Annotated in this window: 11 protein-coding genes and 1 tRNA gene; 9 read left to right on the top strand and 3 right to left on the bottom strand. The window is 67.3% G+C overall.

Annotation, left to right across the window (positions count from 1 at the left end; all coding sequences use genetic code 11):
* Positions 1–81 precede the first annotated feature (81 nt).
* From AC1Z3W_RS36050 to dprA, 3 genes are all read right to left on the bottom strand, one after another.
* Positions 82–2,679, bottom strand: a complete 2,598-nt coding sequence (locus AC1Z3W_RS36050) for a DNA topoisomerase III (RefSeq protein ID WP_124833744.1) — start codon at positions 2,677–2,679, stop codon at positions 82–84.
* A 191-nt stretch (positions 2,680–2,870) separates the two neighbouring features.
* Positions 2,871–3,251 (bottom strand): thioredoxin family protein, encoded by a 381-nt coding sequence (locus tag AC1Z3W_RS36045; protein WP_124833745.1) that lies wholly within the window; start codon positions 3,249–3,251, stop codon positions 2,871–2,873.
* A gap of 36 nt (positions 3,252–3,287) precedes the next feature.
* Positions 3,288–4,610, bottom strand: a complete 1,323-nt coding sequence (dprA, locus tag AC1Z3W_RS36040) for a DNA-processing protein DprA (protein ID WP_175825856.1) — start codon at positions 4,608–4,610, stop codon at positions 3,288–3,290.
* A gap of 185 nt (positions 4,611–4,795) precedes the next feature.
* On the opposite strand from dprA, the gene def reads away from it, so the two are divergent.
* From def to AC1Z3W_RS35995, 9 genes are all read left to right on the top strand, one after another.
* A complete protein-coding gene (gene def, locus AC1Z3W_RS36035; protein ID WP_057924826.1) occupies positions 4,796–5,299 on the top strand; it encodes a peptide deformylase in 504 nt (167 codons plus the stop codon).
* Between the two features lie 34 nt (positions 5,300–5,333).
* Positions 5,334–6,317, top strand: a complete 984-nt coding sequence (gene fmt, locus AC1Z3W_RS36030) for a methionyl-tRNA formyltransferase (RefSeq protein WP_124833747.1) — start codon at positions 5,334–5,336, stop codon at positions 6,315–6,317.
* Between the two features lie 110 nt (positions 6,318–6,427).
* Positions 6,428–7,069, top strand: a complete 642-nt coding sequence (locus tag AC1Z3W_RS36025) for a LysE family translocator (RefSeq protein WP_124833748.1) — start codon at positions 6,428–6,430, stop codon at positions 7,067–7,069.
* A 100-nt stretch (positions 7,070–7,169) separates the two neighbouring features.
* Entirely contained in the window at positions 7,170–8,027 is an 858-nt protein-coding gene (gene htpX, locus AC1Z3W_RS36020) for a zinc metalloprotease HtpX (RefSeq protein WP_006485774.1), read from the top strand.
* 175 nt (positions 8,028–8,202) lie between these two features.
* The gene (gene rsmB / locus AC1Z3W_RS36015) at positions 8,203–9,591 is read left to right on the top strand and encodes a 16S rRNA (cytosine(967)-C(5))-methyltransferase RsmB (protein WP_483509463.1); all 1,389 of its coding nucleotides are present in this window, start codon (positions 8,203–8,205) and stop codon (positions 9,589–9,591) included.
* Complete coding sequence (locus tag AC1Z3W_RS36010; RefSeq protein WP_057924636.1) at positions 9,588–10,178, top strand: DUF4390 domain-containing protein; 591 nt, start codon at positions 9,588–9,590, stop codon at positions 10,176–10,178. Before rsmB ends, AC1Z3W_RS36010 begins: the two co-directional genes overlap by 4 nt.
* A complete protein-coding gene (gene esaS / locus AC1Z3W_RS36005; RefSeq protein ID WP_483509462.1) occupies positions 10,168–12,582 on the top strand; it encodes a sensor histidine kinase EsaS in 2,415 nt (804 codons plus the stop codon). The genes AC1Z3W_RS36010 and esaS overlap by 11 nt, the downstream gene beginning before the upstream one ends.
* Positions 12,583–13,284, top strand: coding sequence for a response regulator transcription factor EsaR (esaR, locus tag AC1Z3W_RS36000; protein ID WP_057924634.1), 702 nt, complete (start codon positions 12,583–12,585; stop codon positions 13,282–13,284).
* Positions 13,285–13,345: 61 nt separating this feature from the next.
* Positions 13,346–13,421 (top strand) — tRNA-Phe (locus AC1Z3W_RS35995).
* Positions 13,422–13,664 lie beyond the last annotated feature (243 nt).

The raw sequence follows: 13,664 nt of genomic DNA, 5'->3' as shown, positions 1-13,664 counted from the left end.
GGATCGAGCGATCGATCCGCGTTTTTTATTGCCGTTTGACCGGCGTGCAATGCGCCGGGGAAACCCCCGGCGGCCGGGTTGTTACGAGCCCGTCTTGCGCGCCGTCGTCTTGCGGGCGGCAGTCTTGCGAGCCGGTGCCGGTTTCTCGTCGGCGCCTTCCGTCACGGTTTCGGCATCCTTCGTCGCCGATTTTGCCGTCTTCTTCGCGGCAGCGGCCTTCGGCTCCTTCTTTTCGAACTCGAAACCGATCTTGCCGTCCGGCTGCTTCACGAGGAACGCCTTGAAGTTGCGGCCCGTGCGCGACGACTTGAAGTTCGGCAGTAGATCCGTGCGGCCGTCGGCGAGCAGCTTGGCCATCTGCTCGCGGGTGATTTCCTGCTGCAGGATCACCTTGCCCGAACGGAAGTCGCAGGTCTTCGGGTTGGCCACCGAGTGTTCGCACACGTAGCTCATCCCGTGCTCGAACACGCGGCCCTTGCATTTCGGGCACGCGCCGACCGGTTCCTGCGCGGAAAAGTCGGGCGCCTCGCCTTCCTCGCCGCCCTGGTCCTGACCGAAGTCGAACTCGAGCTTGTAGTTCTTCGTCTCGTCGTCGAAGGACAGCTTGAGGATCGCCGAGAACGGGCGGCCCATCTTGCTGCGGAAGCCGGACAGCGGGCCGATGGTCTTCTCCCGCAGCAACTCCTCGACTTCCGCGATTTCGAACTGCCGGCTGCCCGGGATCTTCGAGATCGAGAACTCGCACTTCGTGCACGCGAAGCGGCGATAGTTTTCCTTCACCTGGCCACCGCAGTTCGGGCACGGCGTCTCGAGCGTCGCGTAATCGCCGGGGATCGTGTCGGAATCGTATTCCTTCGCGCGCTTGACGATCTGCTGCGTCATGCGGGCAATTTCCTGCATGAACGCGTCGCGCCCGAGGTTGCCGCGCTCCATCTGCGACAGCTTGTATTCCCATTCGCCGGTGAGCTCGGGCGCGGTCAGTTCCTTCACGCCGAGCCCGCGCAGCAGCGTCATCAGCTGAAATGCCTTCGCGGTCGGGATCAGTTCGCGGCCTTCGCGCACGAGGTACTTCTCGCCCAGCAGGCCTTCGATGATCGCCGCGCGCGTGGCCGGCGTGCCGAGGCCCTTCGCGGCCATCGCCTCGCGCAGCTCGTCGTCCTCGACGAGCTTGCCAGCGCCTTCCATCGCGGACAGCAGCGTTGCTTCCGAGTAGCGTGCGGGCGGCTTCGTGACGAGCGCGACGGCGGCGATTTCGTCCGTCTTCACCTTCTCGTCCTTCTGCACCGGCACGAGGTTCGCATCCGCGCCTTCGGCGTCGCGGCCGTACACCTGCAGCCAGCCCGGCTCGACGAGCACCTTGCCTTCGGTCTTGAAGTGATGGCCGGCGACTTCGGTGATCCGCGTCGTGACACGGAATTCGGCGGCCGGGAAGAACACGGCGAGGAAGCGCTTCACGACCATGTCGTACAGCTTCTGCTCCGGCTCGGACAGCGACTTCGGCGCCTGTAGCGTCGGGATGATTGCGAAGTGGTCGCTGATCTTCGAATTGTCGAAGATTCGCTTGTTCGGCTTCACCCAGCCCTTGTCGAGCACCCGCTTCGCATGCGGCAGGTAGTTGTGGCTCTCCTTGAGCATCTCGAGCGTGGACTGCACCGTCGAAATGTAGTCTTCGGGCAGCGCGCGCGCGTCGGTACGCGGGTAGGTCAGCACCTTGTGCTTTTCATACAGCGCCTGCGCGAGGCCGAGCGTGTTCTTCGCGGAGAAGCCGAAGCGGCTGTTCGCCTCGCGCTGCAGGCTCGTCAGGTCGAACAGCAGCGGCGACAGTTGCGTCGACGGTTTCGACTCCTCCGAGACCGTGCCGACCTGGTCGCGGCACGCGGCGACGATGGTTTCGGCGGCCGGCAGGCTCCACAGGCGGGAGTCGCGTTTTTCCGGATCGAATTCGTCGCGCTTGAATTTCGGGTCGAACCACTTGCCTTCGTAGAAGCCGCCTGCGCATGCGAACTCGGCCTTCACTTCCCAGTAGTCGCGCGGGATGAATCGGCGGATTTTCTCTTCACGTTCGACGACGATCGATAGCGTTGGCGTCTGAACGCGGCCAACGGTCGTCAGGAAGAAGCCGCCGCCCTTGCTGTTGAACGCAGTCATCGCGCGCGTGCCGTTGATCCCGACGAGCCAGTCGGCTTCCGAGCGGCAGCGTGCGGCGTCGGCGAGCGGCTGCATGTCGGTGTCGCTGCGCAGGTGCGCGAAACCGTCGCGGATCGCTTGCGGCGTCATCGACTGCAGCCACAGACGCTGGACCGGCTGCTTCGCCTTCGCGTGCTGCACGATCAGGCGGAAAATCAGCTCGCCCTCGCGCCCCGCGTCACATGCGTTGATCAGGCGATCGACGTCCTTGCGCTTCATCAGCTTGGTAAGGACCTTCAGGCGCGACTCGCTTTTTGCGATCGGGTTCAGGTCGAAATGCGGGGGGATGACGGGCAGATGGGCGAAGCTCCATTTCCCGCGCTTGACCTCGTACTCTTCCGGGGCGGCGATTTCCAGCAGGTGGCCGACTGCGGACGAAAGGACGAATTCGTCGCTCTCGAAGTATTCGTCATGCTTGGTAAAGCCGCCCAAAGCGCGCGCGATGTCGTTCGCGACAGAAGGCTTTTCCGCAATGATCAGAGCTTTGGACATGACAGGTGTGTGTTGGTAGACCGGGTTCGCCGGTGTGGGTCCCTTTTACGACGGCTTTATAGCACACGCCGCGGCGACGGCGGCTCGGCGTGCAAAAAGCGGCTCATCATAGAGGGGGGGCGCAACGGCGGCAAGCGCCCGGCGCGGCGGCGCGCGCAACGGTGCGACGAGCCGCCCGGCCGGTGCGCGGCTTACGCCTCGACGTTCAGGATGTTGCGCAATTTCGGTGCGTGCGGCGTGCCGGGTACCGCGCTCAGGTCGGACAGCATCCGTTCGACGATCGCCGCGTGCGGCAGCACCGTGCCGAAGAAACGCGCGGTGTTCGCGTCCTCGATCAGGATCGTAGGGAAATTCTCGACGTCGAGATCGTCGAGCCGGTCGGCATGGGTTTCGATGTCGATCCACGCGAAGCAGGCGTCGGGATGGGCATCGGCGAGCTGCTCGAAGGCCGTCCGGTAGTCGCGGCAGGTGCCGCACCACTCGGCGCACAGGCAGGCGACCAGCAGCGTGTCGGGATCGGCGAGGCGCTCGGCGATCCGATCGGCATCGGTGTCGAGATTCAGCGCGGGCATGGAATTCCTTGGGTATCGTCGGCGGCACGGCCGCCCCTATGCGGGGGAATGTAGCACGCCGGACCGAGGCGGGGTGGGCGCTGCGTCAAGTCGCGCGAAGCGTCCGCCGGGCACGGTCGCGACGCGGCCGGTCAGTTCGAGCGCGAGCAACGCGCGATGCAGTACGTCGTCGGACAGGCCGCTGTGCTCGGCGAGCCACTCGTAGGTAACGGGGCCGTATCCCAGTGCGGCGAGCACGGCTTGCTCGGCCGGGTTGTCGGGCGGCGCGCGTTCGATTCCGCCGGATGCGGCGGCTGCACCGGCGGCGTCCGCTTTCGCGACGTGCCCGCTCGCACGGTGACCGGCCGTGCCGGCTGCTTCGTCGTTATCGGGGCGCGAACCTGAACTCGCCGTGGCGTGGATGGCTTGAGCACCCGGTTCGCCCAATCCGTATTCCTCCAGCACGTCGAGCGGCGTCGAAGTGAGCTTCGCGCCGTCGCGGATCAGCGCATGGCAGCCCTGCGCGAGCGGCGCGTGGATCGAGCCCGGCATCGCGAACACGTCGCGGCCCAGCTCGTTCGCGAGCCGCGCGGTGATCAGCGAGCCGGAGCGCGGTGCGGCTTCGACGACGAGCGCGCCGAGCGCGAGCGCGGCGATCAGCCGGTTGCGCTGCGGGAAATGCGACGCCCGCGCAGGCGTGCCGAGCGGCCATTCGGACACGATCGCGCCGCGTGCGGCGATCTCGTGCGCGAGCGTGCGGTGCCGCGCCGGATAGACGAGATCGGCGCCCGTCGCGATCACCGCGATCGTGCTGGCGCGGCCGTCGAGCCCGCCGCGATGTGCGGCGCCGTCGATGCCGAGCGCGAGGCCGGAGACGATCGCGAGCCCCGCATCGGACAGCGCATGCGCGAAGCGTGTCGCATCGGCGAGCCCTTGAGGCGTCGCGTGGCGGCTGCCGACTACGGCGAGCCCACGGGCGTGCAACAGGTCGAGCCTGCCCTTTACATATAGCAGCGCCGGCGGATCATGCAGGTCGCGCAGCCGGGGCGGATAGACAGGGTCGTTGAGCGCGACGATCGCGTTGCCCGGTGCGTCGAGCCACGCGAGCGCGGCGTCGGTGCGCGCGTCGAGGTCGTCCCGTTCGCTCGCGCGCACCGCCCGCGCGGCGGCCGCGCTGCTCGCCGCGCCGATGGCCTGGTCGGATGCGCGCAGCAGCGCTGCCGGCGAGCCGAATGCATCGAGCAGCGCGTGCAGCACGGCGGGCGAGAGGCCCGGTGCATGCGCGAGCTGCAGCCACGCGCGCAGCGCGGAGGTGGTCAGCGCTTGCGGCGACATGAGGTTCCCCTCGAATGAGGTGGCCAGCGGACGGCGTGGCGCCATGATAAAATTTTCATCATCCGAAATACTCGACAGGGCCGCGCGCACGGCGTCCGGCCAATTGCAGGAGGCATGACCTGCGGCGTTGATATGCCGCGTGTCCGCCTCATCTTCATTGCATCCCGGCAATGGCGCCAGCCGGCCGGATGGCCGATGCGGCACGCCGCTCCACCGAAATACCGAACACCATGGCTTTGCTGAACATTCTTCATTACCCCGACAAGCGGCTGCACAAGGTCGCCAAGCCCGTCGACAAGGTCGACGACCGGATCCGCAAGCTCGTCGCCGACATGGCCGAGACCATGTACGCCGCACCCGGCATCGGCCTCGCGGCGACGCAGGTCGACGTGCATGAGCGCGTGATCGTGATCGACGTTTCCGAGGAGAAGAACGAGCTGCGCGCGTTCATCAACCCCGAGATCATCTGGTCGAGCGACGTGAAGCAGGTCTACGAGGAGGGTTGCCTGTCGGTGCCCGGGATCTACGACGAGGTCGAGCGTCCGGACCACGTGCGCGTGCGTGCGCTCAACGAGCACGGCGAGACCTTCGAGCTCGATTGCGAGGGCCTCCTGGCCGTGTGCGTGCAGCACGAGATGGATCACCTGATGGGGCGCGTGTTCGTCGAATACCTGTCGCCGCTGAAGCAGACCCGCATCAAGACGAAGATGAAGAAACTCGAACGCGCGATGTGACGCGCGTTCGCCAAGCCCGATTTCGAACGCTGTCATGACCCATACGTTGCGCGTGATTTTTGCCGGCACGCCGGAATTTGCCGCGGCCGCACTCGCCGCGATTCACGAGGCCGGTTTTTCGGTGCCGCTCGTGCTTACCCAGCCCGACCGCCCCGCCGGGCGCGGGATGAAACTGCAGGCGAGCGCGGTAAAGCGCTATGCCGTCGAGCACGGGATGCCCGTCGCGCAGCCGCCGTCGCTGCGCCGCGCGGGCAAGTACCCGGCGGAGGCGGCCGATGCGATCGAGCTTCTGCGCACGACCCCGCACGACGTGATGGTGGTCGCCGCGTACGGTCTGCTGCTGCCGCAGGAAGTGCTCGACATTCCGCGCGCCGGCTGCATCAACATCCACGCGTCGCTGCTGCCGCGCTGGCGCGGCGCCGCGCCGATCCACCGCGCGATCGAGGCTGGTGACGCCGAGACGGGCGTCACGCTGATGCAGATGGACGTCGGCCTCGACACCGGCGCGATGATCGAGGAGGCGCGTCTCGCGATCGCGCCCGACGATACGACCGCCACGCTGCACGACCGGCTGGCCGCTGACGGCGCGCGGCTGATCGTCGACGCGCTGGTGCGGCTCGAGCGCGACGGCATGCTGACCGCGACCCCGCAGCCGGCCGACGGCGTGACCTATGCGGAAAAGATCGGCAAGCACGAGGCGGCGCTCGACTGGCGCAAGCCGGCCGACGTGCTCGCGCGTCAGGTGCGTGCGTTCGACCCGTTCCCGGGCGGCGTCGCGACGCTCGACGGCGCGGCAATCAAGCTGTGGGCGGCCGAGCCCGTGGCGGCGCACGGCGACACCGCGCCCGGCACGATCGTGGAGGCTGCGCCGGAAGGCGTGATCGTCGCGTGCGGCAGCGGCGCGCTGCGCATCACGCAACTGCAGAAGCCGGGCGGCAAGCGGCTGCCGGCGCGCGAATTCCTGGCCGGCTCGCCGCTCGCCGCGGGCCAGTGCTTCGCGTTGCCCGACGCGGCCTGAGCGTCATTCGACACGGCACGCCGGCCGCGCGCAATCGGCCGGACGGCCGAGTCGCGCGGCGCGGCAGGCGCGCGTAGAATTTCCCTGCGCTTTCCGGTTTCGAGGTTTTCATGCTTGGCATCACCCATTTCGGCTTCTTCGTGCTCGCGGTTTTCCTGCTGAACGTCACGCCCGGCCCGGATACGGCGTACATTGTCGGCCGCAGCGTCGCGCAGGGCCGTGGCGCGGGGCTGATGTCGGCGCTCGGCATCTCGACCGGCTGCTGCGTGCACGCGCTTGCATGCGCATTCGGCCTGACCGCGCTGCTCGCGGCGTCGGCCGCCGCGTTCACGGTCATCAAGCTGGTCGGTGCCGCTTACCTGATTTACCTCGGCGTGCGCATGATCCTCGTGAAGCAGGCCGCGGCATCGGCAGGCGCCGAGGCGGCGCAGGCCACGGCCGCGAAGCCGCTGCGCCAGCTGTTCATGCAGGGTTTCTGGACCAACGTGCTGAACCCGAAGGTCGTGCTGTTCTTTGTGTCGTTTTTCCCGCAGTTCGTGTTGGCCGACAGCCCGCACAAGGCGCTGGCGTTCCTGGCCCTCGGTTCGGTGTTCGTCGTGATGAGCACGATCTGGACCTGCATCGTCGCGTGGGTCGCGGGCAGCGTCACACAGCGCTTTTCCGGCAAGCCGGGCGTCAAGAAATGGCTCGACCGCACGGTCGGCAGTGCGTTCGTCGGCCTCGGGCTGCGGCTCGCGGCGGCGCAACGCTGAAATTGAATTTTTCCGGCAAGACCTTATCTAACAAATCACTTACAATTTTCTGCCGCGCGCGGTGATGTGTGGCGGGTCCCCTGACGGATAAGGAGTGGGTATGTTCAATTGGGTCAAAACGGCGATGCTGATGGCCGCGATCACGGCCCTGTTCATCGTGATCGGCGGCATGATCGGCGGCTCGCGCGGCATGACGATCGCGCTGCTGTTCGCGCTCGGCATGAATTTCTTTTCGTACTGGTTCTCCGACAAGATGGTGCTGCGCATGTATAACGCGCAGGAAGTCGACGAGAACACGGCGCCGCAGTTCTACCGGATGGTGCGCGAGCTTGCCACGCGCGCAAACCTGCCGATGCCGCGCGTCTACCTGATCAACGAGGACGCGCCGAACGCGTTTGCCACGGGCCGCAACCCGGAACACGCGGCGGTCGCCGCGACGACGGGCATCCTGCGCGTGCTGTCCGAGCGCGAGATGCGCGGCGTGATGGCGCACGAGCTCGCGCACGTGAAGCACCGCGACATCCTGATCTCGACGATCACCGCGACGATGGCGGGCGCGATTTCGGCGCTGGCCAACTTCGCGATGTTCTTCGGCGGCCGCGACGAAAACGGCCGTCCGGCCAACCCGATTGCGGGGATTGCGGTCGCGCTGCTCGCGCCGATCGCCGGCGCCTTGATCCAGATGGCGATCTCGCGGGCGCGCGAGTTCGAGGCTGACCGCGGCGGCGCGCAGATCTCCGGCGATCCGCAGTCGCTCGCCACCGCGCTCGACAAGATCCATCGCTATGCGGCCGGTATCCCGTTCCAGGCGGCGGAAGCGCATCCGGCCACCGCGCAGATGATGATCATGAACCCGCTGCACGGCGGCGGTCTGCAGAACCTGTTCTCCACGCACCCGGCGACCGAGGAGCGCATCGCCCGCCTGATGGAGATGGCGCGTACCGGCCGCTTCGACTAAGTCGCGTCGCACTCGACACATCGCCCCGCACGCCCCGCGCTGCGGGGTGTTTCATTTGTGCGCCCCGTAAAGGGGCCGCATGGCCTCACGCTACAATGCGCGGTTTGGAATCGCGGCGGCCACGCGGCCGCAGGGTTCCCGCCGCTCGCGGCGCCCGTTTGCCGATTTTGCTCCGATGACACGAACCCGTTCCTCCGCTCCGTCTTCCTCCGGCCGTCCTGCGCGCCTGTCCGCGCTGCATCTCGCGCCCGATTCGCTGGGCTTCGCGCTCGACGCGGCCGCGCAGGCAGTCGATGCGGTCCGGCGCGGCACCGCGCTGCCGGCGGCACTGGCCGCGGTGTTCGCGCAGATGCCGGCCGGTGCGCAGGCGCTGGCGCGCGGCGCGACGCAGGACGTCGCGTACCGCACGATGCGTCGCCTCGGCAGCACGGACTGGCTGATCGGCCGGCTCGTCAGCAAGGCGCCGCCCGCGTACGTGCAGGCGGTGCTCGCCGGCGCGCTTGCGCTGCTGCTCGATCCAGAAGAGACGGCCGCGTATCCGGCGTTCACGATCGTCGACCAGGCCGTGACCGTGATCGGCGCACGGCGTGAATATGCGTTCGCGAAGGGGCTGGTCAACGCGGTACTACGCCGTTTCCAGCGTGAGCGCGACGTGCTCGTCGCGGCGCTGCAGGACGATCCGGTCGCCCGCTGGAACTACCGTCCGTGGTGGATCGATGCGGTGAAGCGCGCGTGGCCAGACGCATGGCAGGCGATCCTCGCGGCCGGCGAGCGCCAGGGGCCGCTGACGCTGCGCGTGAACGCGCGCCGCGCGAGCGTCGACGCATATCTCGACACGCTGCGCGCGAACGGAATCGACGCGAGCGCGATCGGGCGCCATGCGGTGCGACTCGCGTCGGCGTTGCCGGTCGATCGCATTCCGGGCTTCGTCGACGGCGTCGTGTCGGTACAGGATGCCGGCGCGCAGCTCGCGGCCGAATGGCTCGGCGCGCGTGACGGCATGCGCGTGCTCGATGCATGCGCGGCACCGGGCGGCAAGACCGGCCATATCCTCGAGCTGGCCGATGCGGACGTCGTCGCGCTCGAAAGCGACGCGACCCGCGCGGCGCGCATCGGCGAGAACCTCGCGCGCCTGTCGCTCGCGGCGGATGTGCGCGTCGGCGATGCAGGCGCGCCGCACGCGTGGTACGACGGCCGTCTGTTCGACCGCATCCTCGCCGACGTGCCGTGCTCGGCGTCCGGCATCGTGCGCCGTCATCCCGACATCCGCTGGCTGCGCCGCGAAGCCGACATCGCAGCGCTCGTCGCGGAACAGCGCCGCATCCTGACGGCGTTGTGGCCGCTCGTGAAGCCGGGCGGCGAACTGCTCTACGTGACCTGTTCGATCTTTCCCGAAGAAGGAGAATTGCAGGCCCGCTGGTTTGAAGCGGCCTGTGAAGATGCGGTACGATTGGACGCGCCCGGCCAACTGCTGCCGGGCGGCGTACACGGCGGGGCGGCCGCCGCACTCGACCAGAACACCGATCACGACGGATTTTTCTACGCGCGGTTTCAGAAACGGTGACGATCAAACACCTTTTTCCACTTCGGCTCGCGGCCGTCCTGCTGGTCGCGCTGGCGCTGTGCCTGACTGTCGTTCGGCCGGCGCGCGCCGAGTCGATCGCCGTGCAGCGCGCATCGCTGCAGGCTGACGGAAGCGGCTGGAGCCTCGATGCCCGCTTCGATTTCGAGCTGAATCCGAACCTCGAGGATGCCGTCAACAAGGGCATCCCGCTTTACTTCACGACCGACTTCGAACTGAGCCGCGCGCGCTGGTACTGGTTCGACGAGCAGCCGGTGTCGGTGTCGCAGACGATCCGCCTGTCGTTCCAGCCGCTCACGCGCGAGTACCGCGTGTCGACGGGCGGGCTGCAACTCGGCTTTCCGTCGCTGAAGGACGCGCTCGCGGTCGTCCGGCACATCACGTCGTGGCACGTGATCGACCGCAACCAGGTGCGTGCCGGCGAAACCTACATGGCCTCGGTGCGCATGCAGCTCGATACGGCGCTGATGCCGAAGCCGTTCCAGGTCGACGCGGTGAACAATCGCGACTGGACGCTCGGCTCGGACTGGAAGCGCTTCAACTTCACGGTGACCGAACGTGCTAAATAGAGTGCGCCGCGCGGCCAGCGGGAAGAGCATCCTCATTCGCGTGATCGTTTCGACCGTCGCGCTCACCGCGCTGCTGCTGCTCGTGCTGCTTGCGGCCGCGAGCGCGAACACCGAGTTCTTCGACCGCTACTACTCGTGGCTGTACGCGATGAACATCATCGTCGCGCTCGTGTTCCTGCTGGTGGTGCTCGGGCTGATCGGGATGATCGTCGCGCGTCTGAGGAAGGGCAAGTTCGGCACGCGGCTGCTCGCGAAGCTCGCGGTGTTCTTCGCGCTCGTCGGCGTGCTGCCGGGCGGGATCATCTACATCGTGTCGTACCAGTTCGTGTCGCGCAGTATCGAGTCGTGGTTCGACGTGAACGTCGAGACCGCGCTGACGGCCGGCCTGAACCTCGGCCGCGGGATGCTCGATGCGTCGCTGTCCGACCTGCAGACGAAGGCGCGGCTGATGTCCGACCAGCTCGCGAGCGTCGATGCGAACACGAACGGCACGACGCTCACGCTCTTGCGCCTGCGCGACCAGTTCGGCGTGCAGGACGCGACGATCGTCGAGCCGAGCCGCGGCGGCTCGGGTGCGGCGCCCGACCTGCACATCGTCGCGCAGGCGTCGGGCAATTTCGCCGCGCTGATTCCGGACGACCTGCCGACGCCGCTGATGCTGAGCCAGGCGCGCGAACACGGCGCATATGCGGCGATCGAGGGCGAAGTCGACGGCGACCCGCGCGCGCACGGCGCGAAGGGCGCGTTGCGGCTGCGCGTCGTGCGGCCGATTCCCGACGCGACCACGTCGCTGCTGCAGCCGGCGGAGCGGTTCCTGCAGCTCACGCAGCCGGTGCCGCCCACGCTCGCGCACAACGCCGACGCGGTGCAGCGCGCGTATCGCGAGTACCAGGAAAAGTCGCTCGGCCGCACCGGGCTGCGCAAGATGTACATCGGCACGCTGACGCTCGCGCTGTTCCTCGCCACCTTCATCGCGATGATGCTCGCGCTCGCGCTCGGCCAGCAGCTCGCGCGGCCGCTGTTCCTGCTCGCGCAGGGCACGAAGGAAATCACCGAGGGCGACTACACGCCGAAGCGCGAGATCAAGTCGCGCGACGAGCTCGGCTTTCTCACGCAGTCGTTCAACGCGATGACGCGCCAGCTGTCCGAGGCGCGGCTCGCGGTCGAGAAGAACCGGGTCGCGCTCGAGCATTCGAAGACGTATCTCGAGAGCATCCTCGCGAACCTGACCGCCGGCGTGTTCGTGCTCGACCGCCAGTTCCGGCTGACGACAGCCAACCGCGGCGCCGAGCGGATCTTCCGGCAGCCGTTCAGCTCGATGATCGGCACGGCGCTCGACCGGATCGGCGTCGTGGCGGAATTCGGCGCGATGGTGCGCAAGGCGTTCGCCGATCGCGAAGCGGCTTCCGACGGCGGCAGCGGCGATCGCGGCCACTGGCAGCAGCAGTTTGCGATCGAAGTGCCGGGCGAAGCCGATCCGCTGACCTTGCTCGTGCGCGGCACGCGCCTTGTGTCGACGGTCGAGGGGCAGGCCGACGATCCGCAGACGTCCGGCTACGTCGTCGTGTTCGACGACATCTCCGACGTGATTTCCGCGCAGCGTTCGGTCGCATGGGGCGAGGTCGCGCGGCGGCTCGCACACGAGATCAAGAACCCGCTGACACCGATCCAGCTGTCGGCCGAACGGCTGCAGATGAAGCTGTCCGACAAGCTCGCGCCGCACGACGCGGACGTGCTCAAGCGCGGCTCGACGATGATCGTCAACCAGGTGGCCGCGATGAAGCGGATGGTCGACGACTTCCGCGAATATGCGCGCACGCCGCCGGCGGTGCTTGGGAACCTGCAACTGAACGAACTGGCGAGCGAGGTGCTCGGGCTGTACGGTGTCGGTGAAGGCAAGAGCGCCATCGTCGCCGAACTCGCGCCGTCGCTGCCGGTGATCCGCGGCGACGCGACGCAACTGCGCCAGGTGATTCACAACCTGCTGCAGAACGCGCAGGATTCGGTCGCGGAAGTCGCGCATCCGCGTGTGTTGATCGAAACCAAGACAGTAGAATATGGCGACCCCGACGCCGAGGGCAAAACGCGCGTCGCGGTACGTCTTACCGTGTCCGACAACGGGCCCGGTTTTCCGGCACGCATCCTGACCCGTGCGTTCGAGCCTTACGTGACCACGAAGGCGAAGGGCACGGGGCTCGGGTTGGCCACGGTCAAGAAAATCGTCGACGAGCACGGCGCGCGGATCGATCTGCGCAATCGCATGCACGGCGAGACCGTCGAGGGTGCGCAGGTGTCGATCCTGTTCCTGCAGATGGCGAGCGATACGCCAGGCGCCGAACCCGGCGCGCAGGGTGGGGCGGCTCCCGCCAAGACAAAAGCAAGTGTGCAGACAAAGGCAGCGTAAATGGCAACCATCCTGGTGGTAGATGATGAAATGGGCATCCGGGAATTGCTCTCGGAGATCCTCAGCGACGAAGGACATGTCGTCGAGGCGGCGGAGAACGCGCAGGCCGCGCGGGAATACCGACTGAATCAGGCGCCCGATCTCGTGCTGCTCGATATCTGGATGCCCGATACCGACGGCGTCACGCTGCTCAAGGAATGGGCGGCGCAAGGCTTGTTGACGATGCCCGTGATCATGATGTCCGGGCACGCGACGATCGACACGGCCGTCGAGGCGACGAAGATCGGCGCGCTCGATTTCCTCGAGAAGCCGATCGCGCTGCAGAAGCTGCTGAAGTCGGTCGAGCACGGTCTCGCGCGCGGCGCGGCACCGGTGTCCGTCAACGCGGCGGCGAAGGCCGGCGCCGGCCAGGCCTCGGGCCCGGCGGCGGTCGCGTCCGCCGCCGCGCTGCCGACGCTCGGCGACGACATGGCAGCGGCGCTCGGCCTCGCGGGCCAGACGGCCGCGATTCCGTTCGACATCCCGTTGCGCGAAGCGCGCGACGCGTTCGAGCGCGCGTACTTCGAATATCACCTCGCGCGCGAGAACGGCAGCATGACGCGCGTCGCTGAGAAGACGGGCCTCGAGCGCACGCACCTGTATCGCAAGCTCAAGCAGCTGGGCGTCGAGCTCGGCAAGAAGCCGTCGGAAGGCGCCGTATAAAATATTTCGCGAAAACACTTGCGTAAGTGAAGAGGGCTGGATATACTTTCCCTTCTTCGTTGGCCCGGTAGCTCAGTTGGTAGAGCAGCGGATTGAAAATCCGCGTGTCGATGGTTCGATTCCGTCCCAGGCCACCAGCAGTTCCAACCCCAAGAATCGGAAGGTTCTTGGGGTTTTTCGTTTGTGGTGGATTCGCGGCATCGGCGGCGCGCCGGGCAGCATTCGGCGGGGCGTGATAAAATCCGTGCCCGCTCAATGACTTAGCGCATCGCTTCATACGCACGGCTGGCTGCCCGCAGGCGCCGCCGTGGCGCGCGGCAACGATGCCGCGGGATGCGCGGTATAAGCGCGCCGCCGCGTTCGCGGCCGACCGCGCTGCC

The organism is Burkholderia sp. 10_S31, assembly GCF_056930375.1.
Note: the sequence above shows the minus strand (reverse complement) of the source record. Positions and strands in the feature narration are given on the sequence as shown.